The organism is Xenorhabdus aichiensis (genome assembly GCF_028598775.1).
In the GTDB taxonomy this organism is placed as follows: Bacteria; Pseudomonadota; Gammaproteobacteria; order Enterobacterales; family Enterobacteriaceae; genus Xenorhabdus; species Xenorhabdus bovienii.
The window spans coordinates 53,919-76,067 of record NZ_JAQRFO010000021.1 but is presented as its reverse complement, the minus strand read 5'-3'; the positions used below and the strand labels follow the sequence as shown (position 1 = coordinate 76,067).

The 22,149-nt window shown below is 45.2% G+C and carries 19 protein-coding genes and 1 pseudogene; 19 read left to right on the top strand and 1 reads right to left on the bottom strand.

Annotated features, from left to right (window positions below):
* Positions 1 to 229 precede the first annotated feature (229 nt).
* The 3 genes and pseudogenes from PSI22_RS21500 to PSI22_RS11235 all read left to right on the top strand — a co-directional run.
* Positions 230 to 415, top strand: a pseudogene (locus PSI22_RS21500) (Hcp family type VI secretion system effector); the annotation flags it as partial.
* A 597-nt stretch (positions 416 to 1,012) separates the two neighbouring features.
* The gene (gene glyA, locus PSI22_RS11240) at positions 1,013 to 2,266 is read left to right on the top strand and encodes a serine hydroxymethyltransferase (RefSeq protein ID WP_273579815.1); all 1,254 of its coding nucleotides are present in this window, start codon (positions 1,013 to 1,015) and stop codon (positions 2,264 to 2,266) included.
* A gap of 88 nt (positions 2,267 to 2,354) precedes the next feature.
* Complete coding sequence (locus tag PSI22_RS11235) at positions 2,355 to 3,596, top strand: 3-phenylpropionate MFS transporter (RefSeq protein ID WP_273579814.1); 1,242 nt, start codon at positions 2,355 to 2,357, stop codon at positions 3,594 to 3,596.
* 72 nt (positions 3,597 to 3,668) lie between these two features.
* Here the strand turns inward: PSI22_RS11235 and suhB are convergent, their stop codons facing one another.
* A complete protein-coding gene (gene suhB, locus PSI22_RS11230; RefSeq protein ID WP_273579813.1) occupies positions 3,669 to 4,472 on the bottom strand; it encodes an inositol-1-monophosphatase in 804 nt (267 codons plus the stop codon).
* A 125-nt stretch (positions 4,473 to 4,597) separates the two neighbouring features.
* On the opposite strand from suhB, the gene trmJ reads away from it, so the two are divergent.
* From trmJ to PSI22_RS11150, 16 genes are all read left to right on the top strand, one after another.
* Positions 4,598 to 5,332, top strand: a complete 735-nt coding sequence (gene trmJ / locus PSI22_RS11225) for a tRNA (cytosine(32)/uridine(32)-2'-O)-methyltransferase TrmJ (RefSeq protein ID WP_273579812.1) — start codon at positions 4,598 to 4,600, stop codon at positions 5,330 to 5,332.
* A gap of 159 nt (positions 5,333 to 5,491) precedes the next feature.
* A complete protein-coding gene (iscR, locus tag PSI22_RS11220; RefSeq protein ID WP_038186911.1) occupies positions 5,492 to 5,986 on the top strand; it encodes a Fe-S cluster assembly transcriptional regulator IscR in 495 nt (164 codons plus the stop codon).
* 50 nt (positions 5,987 to 6,036) lie between these two features.
* On the top strand, positions 6,037 to 7,251 hold the full coding sequence (locus PSI22_RS11215) for an IscS subfamily cysteine desulfurase (protein ID WP_273579811.1): 1,215 nt from the start codon (positions 6,037 to 6,039) through the stop codon (positions 7,249 to 7,251).
* A 24-nt stretch (positions 7,252 to 7,275) separates the two neighbouring features.
* Positions 7,276 to 7,662, top strand: coding sequence for a Fe-S cluster assembly scaffold IscU (gene iscU / locus PSI22_RS11210; protein WP_012989416.1), 387 nt, complete (start codon positions 7,276 to 7,278; stop codon positions 7,660 to 7,662).
* 79 nt (positions 7,663 to 7,741) lie between these two features.
* Complete coding sequence (gene iscA / locus PSI22_RS11205; protein ID WP_012989415.1) at positions 7,742 to 8,065, top strand: iron-sulfur cluster assembly protein IscA; 324 nt, start codon at positions 7,742 to 7,744, stop codon at positions 8,063 to 8,065.
* 58 nt (positions 8,066 to 8,123) lie between these two features.
* Complete coding sequence (hscB, locus tag PSI22_RS11200) at positions 8,124 to 8,645, top strand: co-chaperone HscB (RefSeq protein ID WP_273579810.1); 522 nt, start codon at positions 8,124 to 8,126, stop codon at positions 8,643 to 8,645.
* Positions 8,646 to 8,701: 56 nt separating this feature from the next.
* Entirely contained in the window at positions 8,702 to 10,549 is a 1,848-nt protein-coding gene (gene hscA, locus PSI22_RS11195; RefSeq protein ID WP_273579809.1) for a Fe-S protein assembly chaperone HscA, read from the top strand.
* Positions 10,550 to 10,551: 2 nt separating this feature from the next.
* On the top strand, positions 10,552 to 10,887 hold the full coding sequence (gene fdx / locus PSI22_RS11190) for an ISC system 2Fe-2S type ferredoxin (protein WP_273579808.1): 336 nt from the start codon (positions 10,552 to 10,554) through the stop codon (positions 10,885 to 10,887).
* Positions 10,888 to 10,901: 14 nt separating this feature from the next.
* Positions 10,902 to 11,096 (top strand): Fe-S cluster assembly protein IscX, encoded by a 195-nt coding sequence (iscX, locus tag PSI22_RS11185; protein WP_012989411.1) that lies wholly within the window; start codon positions 10,902 to 10,904, stop codon positions 11,094 to 11,096.
* 158 nt (positions 11,097 to 11,254) lie between these two features.
* A complete protein-coding gene (pepB, locus tag PSI22_RS11180) occupies positions 11,255 to 12,565 on the top strand; it encodes an aminopeptidase PepB (RefSeq protein ID WP_306310561.1) in 1,311 nt (436 codons plus the stop codon).
* A gap of 123 nt (positions 12,566 to 12,688) precedes the next feature.
* A complete protein-coding gene (locus PSI22_RS11175; RefSeq protein WP_273579807.1) occupies positions 12,689 to 13,120 on the top strand; it encodes an enhanced serine sensitivity protein SseB C-terminal domain-containing protein in 432 nt (143 codons plus the stop codon).
* Between the two features lie 138 nt (positions 13,121 to 13,258).
* On the top strand, positions 13,259 to 18,319 hold the full coding sequence (locus PSI22_RS11170; RefSeq protein ID WP_273579806.1) for an alpha-2-macroglobulin family protein: 5,061 nt from the start codon (positions 13,259 to 13,261) through the stop codon (positions 18,317 to 18,319).
* A gap of 57 nt (positions 18,320 to 18,376) precedes the next feature.
* Positions 18,377 to 20,713, top strand: coding sequence for a peptidoglycan glycosyltransferase PbpC (pbpC, locus tag PSI22_RS11165; protein WP_273579805.1), 2,337 nt, complete (start codon positions 18,377 to 18,379; stop codon positions 20,711 to 20,713).
* A 171-nt stretch (positions 20,714 to 20,884) separates the two neighbouring features.
* Positions 20,885 to 21,448 carry a DUF2975 domain-containing protein gene (locus PSI22_RS11160; protein WP_273579804.1) on the top strand — a complete coding sequence of 188 codons (564 nt, stop codon included), beginning with the start codon at positions 20,885 to 20,887 and terminating at the stop codon, positions 21,446 to 21,448.
* 8 nt (positions 21,449 to 21,456) lie between these two features.
* Positions 21,457 to 21,663, top strand: a complete 207-nt coding sequence (locus tag PSI22_RS11155) for a helix-turn-helix domain-containing protein (protein WP_012989405.1) — start codon at positions 21,457 to 21,459, stop codon at positions 21,661 to 21,663.
* Between the two features lie 50 nt (positions 21,664 to 21,713).
* On the top strand, positions 21,714 to 22,040 hold the full coding sequence (locus tag PSI22_RS11150) for a hypothetical protein (protein WP_273579803.1): 327 nt from the start codon (positions 21,714 to 21,716) through the stop codon (positions 22,038 to 22,040).
* The last annotated feature ends 109 nt before the right edge of the window (positions 22,041 to 22,149 follow it).

The window sequence follows — 22,149 nt, the reverse complement described above, 5'->3', positions numbered from 1 at the left end:
TTTATTTGTTTATTTGTTTATTTGTTTATTTGTTTATTTGTTTATTTGTTTATTTGTTTATTTGTTTATTTAATTTCATTAACTAACTTATAATATTATTTATTATATTTTAATGGGATGATATGGCTAATTATATATATATTTTATAATGAATGGTTCTAAGCTGAAATTAATTTCAGCAGGGTGCTCTACTGATGATTCGACTGGGAATTAATCTCAAAAAGGTCACGAAGACCAAATTTTTATATATTCATTTATTCATGATAGATCACGGGATAAGAATGTTAATCATCTTCCAGTTATACTAACAAGGCCTATTGATAAGTCATCATCATTGTTAGGTATTGTTATATCTGGCAACGAAAAAATGGATTGTATTTTAGATTTTTATAGGACTAATCAATCTTATGGCTGAATATTATTAGGAAATTTATCAGGATCAGGAAAAATGAGCGGTTTAAATGATGTGTTATTGTATTTTCCTATTGGGCTATAGTGCTCCCCGCGTTTGAGAGCATCATTTTTGCTAACTAATCTGATAACCAGATTGAAGAATTTTGTAATGTATAATTATGTCTGAATATACTCTTATGGAATAGGGGTTACATTTGCATAGGTAGTAACAATTATTATAAAGCAGAGGTTCAAATTCTCATCACAGTAAAGCACTTGAATTTTTTTCAAGTGATAGTGAAATTTGTCACATATGAATCAAGTGAAAATGCCAATCTATAAGCAAGATCAGGGGTAAACACACGCCTCTATATCTGTGGAAAAGTGACTTGTATCACCACAAGGTCTGACTAAGGTCACAAATATCAATAACAAATTGGAAATCAGTAACCCGTATGGCCAGATACCCAGTCCTGATACCTTGTTGCCATCTGCATGCAATCGTTTGCGTAAAATATCCTGTCAAGGCTATCTCATTTGATAAAAAGAGTTTACACTGTGTGACATTCTGGCCCTCAGGGGTATTTTTTTAGAGATGTAGCTGAGTCAGGAGAACCTAATGTTAAAGCGTGAAATGAATATTGCGAATTACGATCCCGAACTGTGGCAAGCGATGGAACAGGAAGTTCGTCGTCAGGAAGAACACATTGAACTGATTGCTTCTGAAAACTATACCAGCCCAAGAGTTATGCAGGCTCAAGGATCTCAGCTCACTAACAAATATGCGGAAGGCTATCCGGGTAAACGTTACTACGGTGGCTGCGAATATGTTGATGTGGTTGAACAGCTTGCAATTGACCGTGCAAAAGAACTGTTTGGTGCAGATTATGCCAACGTCCAGCCACACTCCGGCTCTCAGGCAAATGCGGCAGTATACATGGCTCTGTTGAAACCAGGCGACACCGTTTTAGGAATGAATCTGGCTCATGGTGGTCATCTTACGCACGGTTCTCCAGTTAACTTCTCCGGTAAACTCTATAACGTAGTCCCTTATGGTATTGATGAGAGTGGCAAAATCGATTACAACGATATCCGCTCTCAGGCACAGAAACATCAGCCAAAAATGATCATCGGCGGCTTCTCTGCCTATTCCGGTGTTGTTGATTGGGCGAAGATGCGTGAAATTGCCGATGAAATCGGGGCTTATCTGTTTGTTGACATGGCTCACGTTGCTGGCCTGATCGCGGCAGGTGTTTATCCAAACCCTGTTCCTCATGCTCATATCGTCACAACGACAACGCATAAAACACTGGCTGGCCCACGTGGCGGCCTGATTTTAGCGAAAGGCGGCGATGAAGAACTGTACAAAAAACTGAACTCTTCTGTTTTCCCAGGTGGCCAGGGCGGCCCGCTGATGCATGTTATCGCGGGCAAGGCGGTTGCACTGAAAGAAGCGATGGAACCTGAATTCAAAACATATCAGCAGCAAGTGGCCAAAAATGCCAAAGCCATGGTCGGTGTGTTTGTGGATCGTGGTTATAAAGTCGTTTCGGGTGAGACTGAAAACCATCTGTTCCTGCTGGATCTGGTGGATAAGGATATTACGGGTAAAGACGCTGATGCTGCATTAGGGCGCGCTAATATCACAGTTAACAAAAACAGCGTTCCTAACGATCCTCGCAGTCCATTTGTGACTTCTGGTATCCGCATTGGTACTCCTGCAATTACCCGCCGTGGCTTCAAGGAAGAAGAAACTTGCGAACTGGCTGGCTGGATGTGTGATGTGCTGGATAACATCAATGATGAAGCGATCATTGAAAACGTTAAACAAAAAGTTTTGGCAATCTGCGCTAAATACCCGGTTTACGCATAATTTAGAATAAAAATATCACTAATACTAAGCCCGACTCATAACATTAGTTTTGAGCGGGTTTTTTTACATTTGAAAAATGGGGGGTTTGATGGTTGTTCCATCGACATTTTGGCTGGGGTTAAGTTATTTCACTTACTTTTTTTCTTTTGGCATTTTTTTGCCATTTTGGGCGGTCTGGTTGAAAGGAGAGGGAATTGAACCAGCCATGATCGGAATATTGTTGGGAGTAGGCTTGGTTGCCCGTTTCCTCGGTAGTATGTTCATTTCACCTACGGTTAAAGATCCTTCGAAATTAATCACTGCATTGCGATTATTGTCCCTATTGACGCTGCTCTTTGCCATTGGTTTTGCATTTGGTAGCCATTGGGCATGGATTTTCTTTGTCATGATAGGTTTTAACCTATTCTTTTCGCCACTGGTTCCCTTATCGGATGCCTTGGCAGGAAAGTGGCAAAAACAGTTTACTTTTGATTATGGCAAGGTGCGGGTCTGGGGGTCGATTGCCTTTATTATCAGTTCTTCGCTAACAGGTATATTGATGTCTTCCAATGGCATCAACTTCTCAATCAGCAATTTAGAATTGAGTATTTCTTTTGACAGAATAAATAATTGGGTTGGAAGCAATCTGTTTGGGCATCACCATATTATTCTTGCCTTCTTGATTTTCAGCCTTTCTGCCATGTTGCTGGGTATGATGTTAAAACCATCCATTATGCCTGCGGGTAAAATCAAAGCCGTAAATACTCATACGGTATCGTTTAAGGAACTGCTGTCTGAAAAGTCTGTATGGCAGTTTTTATCGTGTGTCACTTTATTACAGGGCGCGCATGCAGGTTATTACAGCTTCGGTTCCATTTATTGGGAAAATGCAGGCTATTCTTCAGCAACCATCGGTTATCTCTGGTCGCTGGGCGTTGTGACAGAAGTCATTATTTTTACCTTCAGCAAGCAGTTGTTCCGGCGCTGGAATGCCCGTAACTTACTGTTGCTCTCTGCTATTTGTGGGGTTCTCCGTTGGGGGCTGATGGGCATATCAACTGAACTACCAGTGCTGATCATCATCCAGCTCCTGCATTGCGGAACTTTCACGGTTTGCCACTTGGCGGCTATGCGTTTTATTGGCGCCAGAAAAGAGAATGAAATTATTCGTTTGCAGGCAACTTACTCCGCGTTGGCGATGGGCGGTGGTATTGCCGTTATGAGTGTGATTGCTGGCTTCTTATATGAATATATGCAAAGTGGCATCTATTGGGTTATGGCGTTAGTGGCATTTCCGGCGCTTTTCCTAAGGCCTAAGGTAGAAGCACGAGTGCACTCATTACCTAAATAACAATAAAAAAGGGCACCAGATGGTGCCCTGAAAATAACATTGCTCAACTAGTCATTATTTTAATAATAAAAATCAGCGCTTTAATGCTTCGCTTAATTCTTCACGCATTTCAGACAACATGTCTTTAACGATACGTGGGCTACCTGCAACGATATTACCGGAGTTGATATAATTGTGGCCCCCGACAAAATCGGTAACGATGCAACCCGATTCACGCACCAGCAATTCGCCGCCCATAAAATCCCAAGGCTTCAGACCAATCTCGAAGAAACCATCTACACGCCCGGCGGCAACATACGCCATATCCAGAGCAGCAGAGCCAGTGCGACGGAAGTCTGCACAGCGGTTAAATAATTTGTCCAGTATCTTCATATAAGGAGTGGTGTGCTGTTTTGCCTTGAATGGGAAACCAGTGGCAAGGATAGTGCCATCCAGATCACGGGCATTGGTGCCACGCAGACGATAACCATTCAATTGTGCGCCTTGACCACGGGCTGAGCTGAACAGTTCATTACGCATTGGATCATAAACTACAGCCACTTCGGTACGGCCTTTGATGCGCACAGCAATGGAAACAGCAAAATGGGGAAGACGTTTAATAAAGTTGGTGGTGCCATCCAGTGGATCGATCACCCAGTGGAAATCGTCTTCTTCACCTAAGTGCTCACCGCTTTCTTCAGTGATAATGGTGTGCTTAGGATAAGACTTACGGATAATATCGATGATCAGCCTTTCTGCTTCACGATCAACATTGGTTACAAAATCGTTGCTGCCTTTTTGGCTAGCTTCGACGGCATCAGGTGTTTCGTAGCTTTTGGCAATGTAATTGCCGGCTTTACGCGCAGCGCGTATAGCGATGGTTAGCATCGGATGCATGGGGTATCTTCCACCGGGATGTTAAAGAACGGGAAATAAATCGGGTCGTACTATAGCAGTAGTTCGGCAAAATGACTAATGCTGTGTTAAGATATTCGGCTCTTATACCGAATCTAAAAGCCGTCATGTTAGAGAATATCCGCATTATTCTGGTAGAAACGTCCCACACGGGCAACATGGGGTCAGCTGCCAGGGCCATGAAAACAATGGGATTAACCAACCTTTATCTGGTGAATCCGCTCGTTCAACCTGACTCTCACTCCATTGCACTTTCAGCGGGTGCCAGTGATGTCATTGGTAATGCAACAATTGTGAATACATTGGATGAAGCATTGGCTGGATGTGAGCTCGTCATCGGAACCAGTGCCCGTTCCCGTACGCTTTCCTGGCCGATGGTTGAACCACGTGAATGTGGAGAACGTTGTATTAAGGCATCCGGCCATTCCCCGGTTGCGGTTGTGTTTGGCCGTGAACGAGTTGGTCTGACAAATGAAGAATTACAGAAGTGTAATTACCATCTTTATATTCCGACCAACCCAGAATATGGCTCGTTAAATCTGGCAATGGCTGTTCAATTGGCCAGCTATGAGATTCGCATGGCTTATCTCGCCGTTCAGGAAAAGCCAGAACACGTGGAATCCACGGAACATGAGATAGAATATCCCCCTGTCGAGGATATGGAACGTTTTTATCAGCACCTTGAGCAGGTATTGAATGATTCTGGTTTCATTCGCAAGGCGCATCCAGGCCAAATAATGAACAAATTAAGACGTCTTTATACCCGTGCACGTCCAGAAACTCAGGAGCTGAATATTCTGCGTGGTATACTGACTTCTATGGGAAAATGGTCTGGAAAATAACCGGAATAGCAGGAAACAGCCAGAAAGCGGGTGGATAGCAGGTGAAAAAAAGTGAAAGGCAACCAAAATAATAGTTGACTAAATTAGTAGGTTAAATAGTTGACTAAAACACTCAGGAATGCCACAATTTCACTCATATTTCACCATGGAGTTTTTGTTATGAGACTGACATCAAAAGGACGTTATGCGGTAACAGCCATGCTAGATGTGGCGTTGCATTCACAAGAAGGGCCGGTGCCATTAGCCGACATTTCTGAGCGTCAGGGAATTTCCCTTTCCTATCTTGAGCAATTGTTTTCCCGCCTGCGTAAAAATGGTTTGGTTTCTAGCGTCCGTGGTCCAGGTGGCGGCTATCTACTAGGCAGAGATGCCGGTAATATTTTCGTTGCCGAAGTGATTTCTGCTGTTGATGAATCTGTTGATGCAACTCGTTGTCAGGGCAGGGAAGGCTGTCAAGGCGGTGATCGTTGTCTGACTCATACGCTGTGGCGTGATCTCAGCGATCGCATCACGAGTTTCCTCAGCAGTATTAGTTTAGAAGAATTAGTTAAAAATCAAGAAGTCTTAGACGTTGCTGATCGTCAAGACAGCGATAAGCGCCGTACACCTAACGGCAGGCCTCAAGAGACGATTAACGTTAACCTGCGTGCGTAAACTTTGCGGCAAACAGAAGTATTAAAAGTGTTTTACGGAGCATGTGAGCAATGAAATTACCCATTTATTTGGACTATTCAGCAACCACACCGGTTGATCAGCGTGTTGCTGAAAAGATGATGAACTATCTGACTATGGACGGGGTTTTCGGTAACCCGGCTTCCCGTTCACACCGTTTTGGCTGGCAGGCTGAAGAAGCGGTTGATATTGCGCGTAATCAAATTGCAGATTTGGTCGGAGCTGACCCGCGTGAAATCGTGTTGACTTCAGGTGCAACAGAATCAGATAACCTCGCGATCAAAGGTGCTGCAAAATTTTATCAGAAAAAAGGCAAGCACATTATTACCTGCAAAACTGAACACAAGGCCGTTTTGGATACTTGTCGCCAGTTAGAGCGTGAAGGTTTTGAAGTGACTTATCTTGCGCCGATGAACAATGGCATGCTTGATCTGAAAGAACTGGAAGCCGCCATGCGCGACGATACTATTCTGGTTTCCATCATGCATGTGAACAACGAAATCGGTGTCATTCAGGATATCGTGACCATTGGTGATATTTGCCGCAGCCGTGGCATCATGTTCCACGTTGATGCAACCCAAAGCGTTGGTAAATTACCTATCGATCTCAGCAAACTGAAAGTTGACCTGATGTCTTTCTCTGCTCACAAATTATATGGGCCAATGGGCATCGGAGCACTGTATGTTAGCCGTAAACCACGCGCCCGTATTGAAGCTCAGCAGCATGGTGGTGGTCATGAGCGCGGTATGCGTTCCGGTACATTGCCTGTTCATCAGATCGTGGGTATGGGTGAAGCTTACCGCATCGCAAAAGAAGAGCTGGAAACAGAATCAGAACGTCTGCACGGTTTGCGTCTGCGTTTGTGGAACGGTATTAAAGATATTGAAGAAGTTTATCTGAACGGTGATTTGGAACTGGGTGCACCACACATTCTGAATGTCAGCTTCAACTATGTTGAAGGTGAATCATTGATGATGTCGTTGAAAGATTTGGCTGTTTCTTCTGGCTCGGCATGTACTTCCGCGAGTCTGGAACCTTCTTATGTCCTGCGTGCGTTGGGCATGAATGATGAGCTGGCACACAGTTCTATTCGTTTCTCTTTGGGGCGTTTTACCACAGAAGAAGAAATAGACTATGCAATCAAATTGATTCACAACGCGATTGGTCACCTGCGCGAGCTTTCTCCATTATGGGAAATGTTCAAGCAAGGTGTGGATATCAGCACCATCGAGTGGTCTCATCATTAATCAAATGGTTTCAGGAGTAACGAAATGGCTTACAGCGATAAAGTAATTGATCACTACGAGAACCCACGTAATGTTGGTTCATTTGACAGTGAAGATCCTTCAGTTGGCAGTGGCATGGTTGGTGCACCTGCTTGTGGTGACGTTATGAGACTGCAAATCAAGGTCAATAACGAAGGTATCATCGAAGACGCACGTTTTAAAACCTATGGTTGCGGCTCTGCGATTGCGTCCAGTTCTCTGGTAACAGAATGGATGAAAGGAAAATCGCTGGAACAGGCTGAGGCTATCAAAAATACAGCGATTGCCGATGAGCTGGAATTGCCACCCGTGAAGATTCACTGCTCTATTTTGGCAGAAGATGCTATCAAAGCAGCGATTGCGGATTACAAAAGCAAGCGCGAAGCGAAATAATTCTTTTAACAAGAAGACATAATTCTGGTGGATATTGATTCAATATCCACCTTTACTAGTTTTAAAAGTGAGGTGTTGTATGTCAATTTCCCTGACAGAAAGTGCAGCCCAGCGTATTTTGGCTTTTCTTGACAATCGTGGGAAAGGTGTGGGGTTGCGTTTGGGAGTGAGAACATCCGGCTGCTCTGGTATGGCATATATACTTGAATTCGCTGATACCGTTAACGAAGAAGATCAAGTTTTTGAAGACAAGGGCGTGAAAGTCATCGTTGATGGTAAAAGCATCGTTTACCTTGATGGTACTGAGTTGGATTTTGCTAAAGAAGGTCTGAACGAAGGCTTCAAATTCAACAACCCCAATGTCTCCAGCGAGTGCGGTTGTGGGGAAAGTTTTCACGTGTAACCCATTTTTTGACTGAGCACTTTACGAAATATCTGTATTTGCAAAACAAGAGTAACTTATGGACTATTTTACTTTATTCGGGCTGCCTGTACGCTACGTGATTGACCGTGAACAATTGTCGATCCGTTATCGGGAATTGCAGCGTCAGTTTCACCCTGATCGTTTTGCTAACCAGCCAGAACGTGAAAAAGCGCAGGCTCTTCAGCAAGCGTCCATCATTAATGATGCTCTTTATACTCTGATACATCCCTTGAAACGTGCAGAATATATGCTGTCTCAGCAAGGGTTCAATTTGTCCGGCGAGCAGCATACCATGCAGGATACCGCATTCCTGATGCAACAGTTGGAGTTGCGCGAAGAGCTTGATGCCATTGAGCATAGCGCGGAGCCAGAAATCGCATTGGCCGATTTTTCATCTCGCTTGAGTAAAATGATCAAAACACGCAGTGAGCAGATGGAACAGCAGCTTGATGCTGAACAATGGCCAATTGCAGCCGATACCGTCCGTAAATTACGCTTTCTGGATAAATTGCAACAGCAGGTTGAACAACTGGAAGAGCGGTTGCTGGATGATTTTTAGCTGGATAGCTTTTTAGTAAAATCGCTTTTGGCTGAATAGTTTTTATAGGGGCACACATGGCTTTATTACAAATCAGTGAACCTGGTTTATCTGCCGAACCACATCAGCGTCGTCTGGCCGTGGGGATTGATCTTGGTACAACACACTCTCTGGTTGCGACAGTTCGCAGTGGTCAGACAGAAACCTTGGCAGACAGTGAAAACCGTCACTTACTTCCTTCCGTTGTACAATATCGCAAAGATGAAACTCAGGTCGGCTGGCAGGCGCGTCAGCAAGCGGCATCCGATCCTGTTAATACCGTTATCTCTGTCAAACGCATGATGGGACGCTCTTTGGCTGACATTCAGCAGCGTTACCCAAATCTACCGTACCAGCTTCAGGCAAGTGAAAACGGGCTGCCGTTGATCAATACTGTGGCAGGGCTGGTGGATCCTATTCAGGTTTCTTCTGAAATATTGAAATCGTTGGCACAACGGGCAGAAGAAACCTTGGATGGCAAACTTGATGGTGTTGTTATCACCGTTCCGGCCTATTTTGATGATGCGCAGCGACAGGGAACAAAGGATGCTGCGCGTTTAGCGGGTCTGCACGTCCTGCGCCTGTTGAATGAACCGACTGCCGCTGCCATTGCTTATGGTCTTGATTCTGGTCAGGAAGGTATTATTGCTGTTTACGACCTTGGTGGTGGAACATTCGACGTTTCTGTTCTCCGCCTGAGCCGTGGTGTATTTGAAGTTCTGGCAACCGGTGGTGATACCGCACTGGGCGGTGACGATTTTGACCTGTTGCTGGCAAATTGGATCCGTGAACAGGCTGGGATCAGTGATAGTGACCACGGGTTACAGCGTCAACTGTTGGATGTCGCGACGCAAGCCAAAATTGCTTTAAGTGATGCAGATACGGCCGAGATCAGCATTGCAGGCTGGCAGGGTAATATTACTCGTACCGAATTTAATGAGTTGATCATATCTCTGGTCAAACGCACATTGCTGGCCTGTCGTCGGGCACTGAAAGATGCGGGTGTCACAACGGGTGAAGTGTTGCAGGTAGTGATGGTCGGCGGTTCAACGCGAGTACCATTGGTACGCAGCATGGTGGGTGAATTTTTCGACCGTGAACCACTGACCTCTATCGATCCTGACAGAGTCGTTGCTGTTGGGGCGGCGATTCAGGCTGATATTCTGGTAGGTAATAAACCTGATAGCGAAATGCTACTTCTGGATGTTATCCCGTTATCACTCGGTCTGGAGACTATGGGTGGGCTGATCGAAAAAGTCATTCCACGTAACACCACTATTCCTGTTGCAAGAGCGCAGGAGTTTACCACATTCAAAGACGGCCAAGGGGCGATGAGCATCCATGTGGTTCAGGGAGAAAGAGAATTAGTGAATGATTGCCGTTCACTGGCTCGTTTTACGCTGCGTGGTATTCCTCCATTACCGGCGGGTGGTGCACATATTCGTGTGACTTTTCAGGTCGATGCGGATGGTTTGCTGAGTGTCAGCGCTCTGGAAAAATCCACGGGTGTTGAAGCTTCCATTCAGGTTAAACCTTCCTATGGCCTGTCCGATGCGGAAATCGCCCGAATGCTCAGAGACTCAATGACCAATGCGCAGGAAGATATTCAGGCGCGTAAACTGGCTGAACAAAAAGTAGAAGCGGCGCGGGTGCTGGAAAGTTTAACCAGCGCACTGGAAAAAGATGCCGACTTGCTGAGTCAGGAAGAACAGGCTGCCATTGATGCTGCCGTAGAAGTATTAATCGAGACCGCACAGGGAACCTCTTCTGATGCGATTGAAAGTGCAATTAAACAATTGGACAAACAAACGCAGGAATTTGCAGCGCGTCGCATGGACACATCAATCCGCCGGGCTTTGGCGGGTCATTCTGTGGATGAGATTTAATTATGCCTAAAATTGTATTTTTACCTCATAACGAACTTTGCCCTGAAGGTGCAGTATTGGAAGCCAAAGAAGGCGAATCGATTCTGGATGTTGCACTGCGCAATGGTATCGAAATTGAACATGCCTGTGAAAAATCCTGTGCGTGTACCACTTGTCACTGCATTGTCAGAGAGGGCTTTGACTCACTAGAGGAAAGCACTGAGTTGGAAGATGATATGCTGGACAAGGCATGGGGGCTGGAGCCAGAAAGTCGTTTGAGCTGTCAGGCCAAAGTCACTGATGAGGATTTGATTGTTGAAATCCCTAAATATTCCATTAACCACGCGCGCGAGCACTGATAGGAGAATGGAATATGAAATGGGCTGACAGTCGTGACATTGGCGAAGCACTGTATGATAAATTTCCGGATTTAGACCCCAAAACGGTGCGTTTCACCGATTTACACCAGTGGGTTTGTGAACTGGATGGTTTTGATGACGATCCGCAGAAATCCAACGAAAAAATCCTAGAAGCTATCTTGCTGGTTTGGTTGGATGAATTTGAGTAGTCAAATGAAGTGTGAAAAAAATAGCACAAGTTCACCTATCATTGCTCAATAGCTTGGCATAATCTGCATTTAATGGAAAACTGGCAATCGCCAGTTTTTTTTACATTAATAAACCCTTACTGTGAAAACAGTGAAAATAAGATAAGAAGTGAGAAAAAATGACAAAGCAAGCTATATCAAAGCAAATCATGCCGATAACACTGTCTTATGAGCCAGCTAACGCTTGCTGGGGTGAAAAAGCGCTAATTAGTTCAAGTGAGCAGGGACTTACCATCCATTTGGAAGGTAATGGTAAATCCGGAGCGATCCAACGTGCTGGACGTAAAATTAATGGGCAGGGTATCCACAACGTCGCTTTGACAGGTGAAGGTTGGGATCTGGAAAAAAGCTGGGCATTCTGGCAAGGATTTCGTGGCTCAAAGGGGCTGCGTACCATTGAATGGCCACAATTACCTGCGGCAGACAAACAAGAACTGGATCATAGAATCAAATTCGTTGACTGGGTGCGTGATACCATCAACATGCCAGCAGAAGAATTAGGGCCAGAGCAACTTACTCAGCGAGCGATTGACTTACTGAATGGTGTAGCGGGTGATGCCATTAGTTATCGCATCATAAAAGGCAACGATCTGCGTGAGCAGGGTTATGTCGGGGTGCATACCGTTGGCCGTGGTTCTTCCCGTGATCCGGTTTTCCTGGCGTTGGATTTCAATCCGACAAAAGAGAAAAACGCACCCGTATTTGCCTGTTTGGTGGGTAAAGGTATCACCTTCGATTCAGGGGGTTACAGCCTGAAACCGTCTAATTCCATGGATTCCATGAAATCAGACATGGGCGGCTCTGCAACATTGACGGGCGCATTGGCACTGGCGATCAGCCGGGGCTTGGAACAGCGGGTCAAATTATTCCTGTGCATTGCGGACAATATGGTGAGCAGTAACGCCTTCAAGTTGGGCGACATCATTCGTTATCGCAATGGTAAAACCGTTGAGGTAATGAATACTGACGCGGAAGGGCGTTTGGTACTGGCTGATGGCTTGATTGATGCGAGTGCGGAAAAAGCACCACTTATCATTGATGCTGCAACTTTAACCGGTGCGGCGAAAATGGCGGTAGGTAACGATTACCACTCTGTATTCAGTTTTGATGATCAATTGGCAGCGGACCTGCTGGCAGCGGCTGATGCTGAAAATGAATTGTTCTGGCGTCTGCCATTGGCTGAATTCCATCGTAGCCAACTGCCATCCAATTTTGCTGACCTGAACAATATTGCTTCACCTTCTCATACCGCAGGCGCAAGTACAGCAGCGGCTTTCTTGTCTCATTTTGTGGAAAACTACAAAAAAGGCTGGGTACATATCGATTGTTCAGCAACTTACCGCAAATCGGCTGTTGAACAGTGGGCGGCGGGTGCAACAGGGTATGGTGTGCGCACAATTGCTAATCTATTGCTGGCTAAAGCAAAATAAACAGCGATACCCAATAGATTTAAGATTACCTTTCTTCATAGTCTCCCTTAAAAAGGGGAGGCTATGATTGAACCTTTCAATAGTTTTTAACTTCAATTCAAATATCACTGTTCGGAGATTTTCATGAGTTTGTCAAATGGGTCTGTTGCCACCGAAATGGAGGTTCCCAGTGGAAGTCGCATTACCCTCAGCCAGCCAGAGGAACAACCAAGCCAGCTTATTGACGCCTTGAGTGGTTTATTTAAGCAGCACAAACCTGTGCGGCGGGCTTTTCTGGTCATGGCTCACGACAAAAGTCTGGATGAGAAACCCAATCTATTAATTGGATTGGAATTGAGTGACGCACAGACAGACAATGATATCAATGTGCTCATTCAAGAGGCAGGGGAAGTGGCCTGTGAATACCTTACGGAAGATGAATCGGTAGATTTTTGCCTGCTCAATGAAAACGAAAGGGGCATTAGCCATTATCTGATTCAGCATACTCAGCCTTTCTACCAGCGAAAATTAGGAAGCTGGCTGCGTGATACCATTCCTGTTGTTAATCGGGAATAAATGCAGGAAGAATTTTGTTCTAGATGAAAATTCCGTTATTTTTTCTGCGCTTTGGTTATGCAAAATAGGAAGTATCATAATAACTATCTATAAAAAATAATATTTCTAAATATCCGGTAAACTACAAGGGTTATGGTTATGTCTCAACGTCAATTTTGGCAATGGTCGGCAAGGAAAAAGCGATATCTCGCGGTCATGCTTACCATGTTATTTACGCTATTCGCGCTGTCTGGATGCGATCAATCCGAAAATCCTGCGAAAGAAAACACAGAAGAACGACAGGCATCATTGTCTAAGAGTAGTGATACTGCCAATAGTCATGCAAAATCGGCAGCTACATCGCCCGAGAATAAACAAGCCACGGCAAAAAAACAGGAACCCCCATCGTCAGCACAGCGCTATGCGGGTAAAGACGTCACGATCCTGGATGCATCAGATCTGCAATTGGATGGTGCCAGTGCGATGGTTGTGACATTTTCCGTTCCTTTAGACCCTAATCAAGACTTTTCACAGAAAATACATCTGGTTGATGTGAAATCGGGGAAATTAGAGGGGGCATGGGAACTGTCCAATAACCAGATGGAGCTTAGACTCCGTCATTTACCGCCTGCCCGTGAATTGCAGCTAACCGTGGACGAAGGCGTGAAGGGCATAAATGAACGCCAATTGGCAACAGCATATGAGAAAAAATTCAAGACTGCTCCAATTACACCAACTGTTGGTTTCGCCAGCAAAGGGCTGCTTTTGCCAAGCAAAGCAGCAGAAGGCCTGCCTGTTCTGGCGCTCAATGTTGACCGTGTAGATGTAAACTTTTTTCGTATAAAAGATGAGGCTCTGCCGTTATTCATTGCTGATTGGCAATATAGCAACAACATGAATTACTGGAATTCTAACGAATTACTGAAAAATACCGAGTTAGTCTACACTGGCCGCTTCGACCTTAACCCTACTGCTAATACTCGTGAAAAATTATTGCTGCCATTAAGTGACATCAAAGAGCTGCAAAGAGAAGGTGTTTATCTGGCAGTCATGCAGCAGGCAGGAAAATATACCTATAGTAATCCGAGCACTCTGTTTACCCTGAGTGACATTGGTGTTTCGATGCACAGCTATCTGAATAGGGTAGACGTATTCACTCAGTCATTGGAACAAGGTTCCAGTCTGAAAGGTGTTGAAATTCGTCTGCTGGATGCAAAGGGGCAACTCCTGTCAAAAGCCACGACAGATAGTGATGGGCATGCCACACTGGAAAAAAATGCTAAGGCAAAATTATTGCTGGCGATCCAGGGTGGGCTAACCAGCATGATAGACCTGACATCTCCTGCGCTTGATCTGTCTGAATTTGATATCGGCGGCCCACAGGGTTATAGCAAGCAATTCTTTGTATTTGGCCCAAGGGATCTTTACCGTCCCGGAGAAATGTTGATTGTCAATGGCTTACTGCGTGATGCGGATGGCCGTCCGCTTAAGCCACAACCCGTCAAGGTTGATATATTGAAAGCGGATAATCAGGTTGTTCGTAGTTTTGTCTGGCAACCTGAAAATGAACTGTACCAATACCGTTACCCGATCCCCCGCGAGGCTGAAACGGGGATATGGTCACTGCGATTCGATTTAGGTGATAACACCCCGCGTTATTACAAATTCCACGTCGAAGATTTCATGCCGGAACGCATGGCGTTGGAAATTAAAGGTGCATCTAATAATCAGTCAATTCTGAAGAGTGAAAATGTTAATTTCGCTATAACAGGTCGTTACTTATATGGCGCGCCTGCTGCTGATAATCGCCTGCAAGGGCAACTGTTCCTGCGTCCTGCCCGTGATGCAGTGGCAAAATTACCGGGATATGAATTTGGCTCTTCAAAAGAAGAGGGTTTGAGCCGAACATTGGACGAATTTGATTTCACACTGAATGCCGAAGGAAAGGCCAATCTTTCAGTCAGTGAGGATGAATGGAAACAGGTGACATCCCCCGTGAAAGTTATCGTTCAGGCCAGTCTGCTTGAATCCGGTGGACGTCCGGTGACGCGTCGTGCTGAACAGGCGGTGTGGCCAGCCGAAAAACTGGCTGGTGTACGCCCACTTTTCAATAAAAAATCTATTTACAACTACCGAACAGGACGTGATGAAAACCGCTATAACGTCGATGAAAATTCACTGGCAGAGTTTGAAGTGGTTTATGCGGATGCCAGTGGTAAAAAATATGCCACGAACGATTTAAGAACCCGTCTGATATATGAGCGCCGGGATTATTATTGGCGTTGGTCAGACAGTACTGGCTGGGATTCAGGGTATGACCAGAAAGATTTAGTCATGGCTGATGACACTATTCAAATTGCGGAAAATGGCACAGCCAAAATCAGTTTCCCTGTTGAGTGGGGTTCTTATCGCATTGAAGTGGTGAATCCAAAAAATCAGCTTGTTACCAGCCTGAATTTCTGGGCAGGTTATTCATGGCAGGATAATACCGGAGGTACAGGCGCCATTCGTCCGGATCAGGTCAAGATGTCATTAGATAAACCCGCGTATAAACCGGGTGATAAAGTGAAATTGCACATGGTTGCGCCACAGGAAGGTAAAGGTTACTTGCTGGTGGAATCCAGTGATGGCCCACTGTGGTGGCAGGAAATTGATGTACCGGAAAAAGGTCTGGATATTGATGTGCCGATCAAGCAGGAATGGGCCCGTCATGATTTGTATCTGACTGCTGTTATTGTGCGTCCAGGGGATAAATCCCGTCAGGCCACGCCGAAACGGGCGATTGGGGTATTACATTTGCCGCTTATGGATGAAGGGCGCAAACTGAATCTGACCTTGAATGCCCCTGATAAGATGCGTCCAAATCAGGATCTCACCGTTAAAATTAAAGCGACTTCTCAGCAGGGGAAAAAACTGCCTAAACAAGTTTATGTCCTGCTTTCTGCCGTAGATTCTGGCGTTCTGAGCATTACTGACTTTAAAACCCCCGACCCTTATGACGCTTTCTTTGGGCGTAAGCGTTACAGCGTTGATCAGTATGATGTTTATGGTCATCTGATTGAAGCCGAAGGGCGTAAGGCGAATTTGCGTTTTGGGGGAGATGGTGATGAAAATGCACTCGATAGAGGCGGTAAAAAGCCGCTGACGGAAGTAAAAATCATCGCAGAACAGGCTAAACCAATTATTCTGGATGCTAATGGGGAAGGGGAAATAACCTTACCTATTCCTGATTTCAACGGTGAACTCAGACTGATGGTTCAGGCGTGGGGTGGTGAGGAGTTTGGTCACAGTGAACGCAAAATCATCGTGGCTGCTCCCGTTATTACTCAGATGTCATTGCCTCGCTTCATGGCAGGTGGCGATCAATCCCAATTGGCGCTGGATCTTACCAATCTGACCGAACAGCAGCAGGTTCTTACCGTGAATTTCGAGGCGAAAGGACTGATCAAATTACAAGACCCGATAAGCAAAAAAATCATTCTGGAGACAGGAAAGCGAACCACCATTCAAATTCCGGTCAAGGCTGATTATGGATTTGGACAAGGAGAAGTTTTCCTGACTGTCGATGGATTGAACTTGCCCGATGAAAAGCTGAAACAGTACCAAAATAGCTGGAAAATTGGCGTTCGTCCGGCGCACCCGGCCAAGACCATTCAGTTTGCAGATGTGATTCACCAAGGGCAAAACTGGCAATTACCGCAGACCGCCACTGCTGGCCTGGTACTCGATACTCTGGAGGGGCAATTATTGCTGACCAGTCGGCCGCCACTGCAAATCGCACGTTATATCCGCGAATTGTATGCTTATCCCTATGGCTGTTTGGAGCAAACAGTAAGCGGGCTTTATCCATCACTCTATTCCAATGAAGCTGAGCTGAAAAAAGTGGGCATTAATACGCAAACTGATGAAAAACGTCGGTCTGCCATTGATGCAGGTATTATCCATCTGCTGAGTATGCAGCGTCATGATGGTGCTTTCTCTCTCTGGAACCGTAATGGCGATGAAGAGTTTTGGTTGACCGCCTATGCGACAGATTTCCTGTTCCGCGCAACTCAACAAGGTTACAGCGTTCCTGCTGATGCCCTGAAGTCGGCCAATAGTCGCCTGCTGCGCTACTTACAGGATAAAAGTGTCATTACTGATCGTTACAGTGGTTCCCGCATCGAAACACAATTTTCTGTGCAGGCCTATGCAGGTTTGGTCTTGGCAAGTCAGCAAAAAGCGCCGTTGAGCGGTCTGAGGCAGCTTTATGAACGCCATCAACAGGCAGGAAATGGTTTATCTCTGGTTCAGTTGGGCATTGCACTGAAAATGATGGGGGATAATACCCGTAGTAATGAGGCTGTTCGTTTAGGGGTTAATAAGGCACGCCAATCTGGCTATGGATTAGGTGATTATGGCAGCACAATTCGTGATAATGCATTGATTGTTTCTCTACTGACGGAGAACAAAATGTTGCAGAAAGAGCGTGATGAAAAGCTGCTCGACTTATCCAATGAATTGCCAACTCGCCATTACTTCTCGACACAGGAAAGTAATTCGCTTTATCTGGCAGGACGTTACTTTATTGACGCTTCTGAACAATCTTGGAAGGCAGCGATCAATCAACAAATGCCACCCCTTAACCGTGATAGTGCATTGACTGAAACATTGACAGCGAAACAGATCCTGGAAGGCATCGATATCAGTAATCGTGGTGACAGCACATTGTATTCGCGTCTGAATGTGGTGGGATATCCATTGACCACCCCGGAACCTTCCTCAAATGTTTTGAAAATTAAGCGTACTTACCTTGACTTGGAGGGGCACTATTTCCCTACCGAGCGCATGAGAAGTGGTGAAATGGTGGTTGTGAAACTTGAGGTTGATGCGACACAGTCAGTGCCGGATGCATTAGTTGTGGATCTGCTGCCGGCTGGGTTGGAAATTGAGAATCAGAATCTGGCAAGTAGCAGTGCTAGCTTGAGCGAAAGTGCTACGGGATTGCAGGATATTGTCGAAGGCATGCAACAGGCGAATATCCGTCACATGGAATATCGCGATGATCGTTTTGTCGCTGCTGTTGCTGTCCAGCCTCACCAGACCGTGACACTGTTGTATCTTGCTCGTGCGGTTGCGCCGGGTGTCTATCAGGTGCCCGCACCACAGGTCGAATCCATGTATGTTCCTCACTGGCGTTCCGTGGGTGAAACAAACGAAAAACTGGAAGTTGTCCGCTAATCACTGCCAGCCCCTATCCTTGGTGACAGGGGCTGTTCTCTTTCGGATACGGTTTTAATGAGAAGATTGTCTTCCCGCATTTATCTGATTGCGTTGGTTATTTTATTCACACTCTTTGCGGCAGTGTGGCTGGCAGATAAAATCTGGCCGCTGCCACTGCATAATGTCAAAATGGCGCGTGTTGTGGTGGGAGAAGATGGCTCGCCACTGTGGCGTTTTGCCGACAATGAGGGGATCTGGCGTTATCCTGTCACTTTGGAACAGGTTTCTCCTGAATATATTCAGGCATTGCTGACCTACGAAGATCGCTGGTTTTACAAACATCCGGGCATCAATCCTGTTTCTTTGCTGAGGGCGGCATGGCAGGACATCCGCGCAGGAAAAATTGTGTCGGGGGGCAGCACAATCTCCATGCAAGTGGCTCGATTGATTGATCCACATCCGCGCAACTTTACAGGAAAATTCAGGCAGATTTGGCGCACGTTGCAACTTGAATGGCATTACTCAAAAGATCAAATTTTGGAGATGTACCTGAACCGTGCGCCATTCGGTGGTACGTTGCAGGGTGTTGGAGCAGCAAGCTGGGCGTATTTGGGCAAGCCGCCGTCAGAACTTTCGCCGGGTGAATCGGCATTATTGGCGGTATTACCACAAGCTCCCAGTCGCTTAAGGCCAGATCGCTACCCAGAACGTGCGCAGGCCGCTCGAGACAAAGTATTACAGCGACTGAAGCAATACAATGTCTGGTCAGCGGAAAACGTCGCTGATATCAAAGAAGAAAATGTATGGCTGGCTCCTCGTCAGGTTCCTCACCTTGCGCCTTTACTGGCAAGGCGAGTGGCAAACGGAAACCCGCAGGAAGTGATCCAGACAACCATTGATACAGGCTTACAGCGCCAACTGGAGGATATGGTTCTCAATTGGAAATACCAACTGGCGGACAAAACATCGATTGGGGTGTTGGTTGTTGATCATACGGATATGGCCGTCAAGGCCTATATTGGTTCGGTAGATCTTCAGGATGACAGTCGTTTTGGGCATGTGGATATGATAAGCGCATGGCGTTCACCGGGCTCCACGCTCAAACCTTTTTTATATGCCATGGCGCTGGATGATGGATTGATTCACGGGGAATCCTTATTGCAGGATGTTCCCCGCCGTTTTAATGATTACCGTCCGGGAAATTTTGACAGTGGTTTTAATGGGCCTGTCAGTGCCAGTGAAGCGCTGACGCGGTCGCTGAATTTGCCAGCGGTACAACTTCTCGAATCTTATGGTGCTAAACGGTTCACCGCTAATTTGCGTAATGTGGGAATGGTACTGCGTTTCCCGCTTGGTAGTGAGCCGAACTTATCGCTTATTTTGGGAGGAACCGCGGCTCGGATGGATGAACTGGTATCTGTATACAGCGCTTTCGCCCGTCAGGGGAAAGTTTCGCCGTTGCGCTTTACACCACAGCAGAAAATTCGTGACAGACAATTATTCTCCGCAGGGGCAGCTTGGATTGTCAGGAGGATCATGGCAGGTGAAGGACGTCCAAAACCTGATGATAGCCTGTCTGCCGAAGTCCCTTTGGCGTGGAAAACAGGTACGAGTTACGGTTATCGCGATGCATGGGCGATTGGCCTGAATGCCCGTTACACCATAGGCGTGTGGGTCGGCAGGCCAGATGGCACACCCGTGGTAGGGCAATTTGGTTATGCTACGGCGATCCCCATTATGAACCAGATCAACGGGCTGTTAATGGAAAATTTACGTTATAGCTCACAGCGTATTCCTGTTGATCCGCGGCCGATAAGTGTCAGTCAGGCGACCATTTGCTGGCCGAGCGGAACAATGCTGACCAAAGAAATAATAGCTAAAGACGTCGGCAATTGCCGTCAGCGTCGCTTAAGCTGGATTTTGGATAATACAATCCCGCCAACGCTGTCTGCCATTGGGCAGGAAGGGACTTCGGGTATTAACGAACGGATATGGATAGATAAAAATGGTCTACGTGTTGCTTCTGATTGTCCTGATGCCCGGCCTGAAACCATAGCTTTGTGGCCGATTACTCTGGAAGCATGGCTACCGGCAAAAGAACGTCGGTCGAATCGGTTGCCACCGATTAATCCCCAATGCCCTCCTTTGAAAACGGATGAGGCTCCTTTACTCATTGTGGGAATTCGCGAAGGGGATATTCTGAAACGCATTCCGGGCAAAAATACGCTGGATTTACGGATAACAACGCAGGGGGGTAGCGGTCAGCAGTGGTGGTTTTTGAATGGTGAACAAGTTTCTGTGACAAAAAATAACCAGTCGTGGGTAAAAACCTTATCACAACCAGGGAAATACCAGCTTAGTGTTTTAGATTTGAGTGGGCAGATCAGCGCAATCAATTTTGTTTTTAAGTGATTGATGGTGTGTTTGTGACCTTGATTAAAGGCATATTTTGTTTTTAAAACAAGGTGTTAAACATATCCTTTACATCTCAATATTTTATTTTTATCGTAAAACAATAAAAAATTATTGTTTTACGATAATTTAAAGCTATAATTTGATCACGCTTAATAATGGATCATAAACATGATGCACTCTTCAAAACTTACAAGAATGACGGCTCTCAGTCTGATGATATCTAAATTATCATTATTGATTATCATCATATTGATAATAATTAATATTTATAGCTGGCTGGAGCCAAAGTTAATATTAGAGAAATATGGGTTAGGATTTTCGTTGACAAATAGAATATTATTGCATTTTAGTGAGAATACTCTTAGCCCGTGGAAACTGACCAGTGGAATATTTATATCGACAATCCCATTATTGTTTTTGGGGGGGAGCCTCTGGGCTTTTCATCAGTTATTCGGCAATTATCGGAAGGGTGATTATTTTTCCAAGAATACGGTGAAATATTTGGAATATGCAGGTTGGGGGGTCATCATCTGGGCTATGTTAGATATTCTTTTTGAACCTTTATTAACTGTTTGGTTCACTATGGGAGCGCCAGCGGGTCAGCACTTTTTCTCATTCAGTCTAAGCCCTAGCCATCTTGTTGCTATTTTTATTTCGGTTTGCCTGGCTGTCATTTCGCGTATTCTTTATCAAGCATGTGATATATATGACGAAAATAAGAGCATTATATAGGAGATATTGTGGCAATTTATATTACTCTAGATGTGCTCATGGCAAAACGAAAGGTTAAATCTAAAGAATTAGCACAGGCCATTGGTATTACTGAACAAAACCTTTCTTTGCTGAAAACGGGAAAAATTAAAGGGATTCGATTTTCTACTCTTGATGCCATCTGCCAATATTTAGATTGTCAGCCTGGGGATATATTGGAATCCAAAGATGATTAATCAGTAAATCATGTCGGTGGTTCTATTAATTTAAATCGTGAGGAAAAAAGATGAAAATTTTTTCATATGTTTTATTGCTGGGGCTATTTTATATTCCTGTTTCTTTTGCAGATACATCAGCCAAAGGTGGTGATAATAAAATGGAGAATAAACAATCAGGTAATCAAGGGGCGTTGAGAAAATGTACACACCTATTGCCTGAAGGACATAAATATACCATTAGCATTATTGGCACATCCGATAAGACAACAAAAGAGGTCAATAAGCAGTTCAAAGGAGAATTTAAACTCTCTAGTGGAAGTAAAAAGCCATTGGATAAGAAAAGAAATGAAGAGATTAAACCTTTTATTCAATGCGTAACAGAGACTGTTCTGTAATTGGAACTGCATTAAAACGCCGAATCAATGATCTTGATCAGAATGCCTATTTGGGATTTCATCGCCTGAATAGGCATTATTTTATAGAATTAATCGGGCAGGATGGCGC

Bases quoted from the DNA above. Each gene is read 5' to 3' on its own strand.
- iscX (WP_012989411.1), top strand. From the start codon at position 10,902: ATGAAATGGGCTGACAGTCGTGACATTGGCGAAGCACTGTATGATAAA.
- pbpC (WP_273579805.1), top strand. From the start codon at position 18,377: ATGAGAAGATTGTCTTCCCGCATTTATCTGATTGCGTTGGTTATTTTA.
- trmJ (WP_273579812.1), top strand. From the start codon at position 4,598: ATGTTAGAGAATATCCGCATTATTCTGGTAGAAACGTCCCACACGGGC.
- iscU (WP_012989416.1), top strand. From the start codon at position 7,276: ATGGCTTACAGCGATAAAGTAATTGATCACTACGAGAACCCACGTAAT.
- PSI22_RS11235 (WP_273579814.1), top strand. From the start codon at position 2,355: ATGGTTGTTCCATCGACATTTTGGCTGGGGTTAAGTTATTTCACTTAC.
- glyA (WP_273579815.1), top strand. From the start codon at position 1,013: ATGTTAAAGCGTGAAATGAATATTGCGAATTACGATCCCGAACTGTGG.
- hscB (WP_273579810.1), top strand. From the start codon at position 8,124: ATGGACTATTTTACTTTATTCGGGCTGCCTGTACGCTACGTGATTGAC.
- pepB (WP_306310561.1), top strand. From the start codon at position 11,255: ATGACAAAGCAAGCTATATCAAAGCAAATCATGCCGATAACACTGTCT.
- suhB (WP_273579813.1), bottom strand. From the start codon at position 4,472: ATGCATCCGATGCTAACCATCGCTATACGCGCTGCGCGTAAAGCCGGC.
- PSI22_RS11175 (WP_273579807.1), top strand. From the start codon at position 12,689: ATGAGTTTGTCAAATGGGTCTGTTGCCACCGAAATGGAGGTTCCCAGT.
- PSI22_RS11160 (WP_273579804.1), top strand. From the start codon at position 20,885: ATGATGCACTCTTCAAAACTTACAAGAATGACGGCTCTCAGTCTGATG.
- PSI22_RS11215 (WP_273579811.1), top strand. From the start codon at position 6,037: ATGAAATTACCCATTTATTTGGACTATTCAGCAACCACACCGGTTGAT.
- iscR (WP_038186911.1), top strand. From the start codon at position 5,492: ATGAGACTGACATCAAAAGGACGTTATGCGGTAACAGCCATGCTAGAT.
- fdx (WP_273579808.1), top strand. From the start codon at position 10,552: ATGCCTAAAATTGTATTTTTACCTCATAACGAACTTTGCCCTGAAGGT.
- PSI22_RS11170 (WP_273579806.1), top strand. From the start codon at position 13,259: ATGTCTCAACGTCAATTTTGGCAATGGTCGGCAAGGAAAAAGCGATAT.
- iscA (WP_012989415.1), top strand. From the start codon at position 7,742: ATGTCAATTTCCCTGACAGAAAGTGCAGCCCAGCGTATTTTGGCTTTT.
- hscA (WP_273579809.1), top strand. From the start codon at position 8,702: ATGGCTTTATTACAAATCAGTGAACCTGGTTTATCTGCCGAACCACAT.
- PSI22_RS11150 (WP_273579803.1), top strand. From the start codon at position 21,714: ATGAAAATTTTTTCATATGTTTTATTGCTGGGGCTATTTTATATTCCT.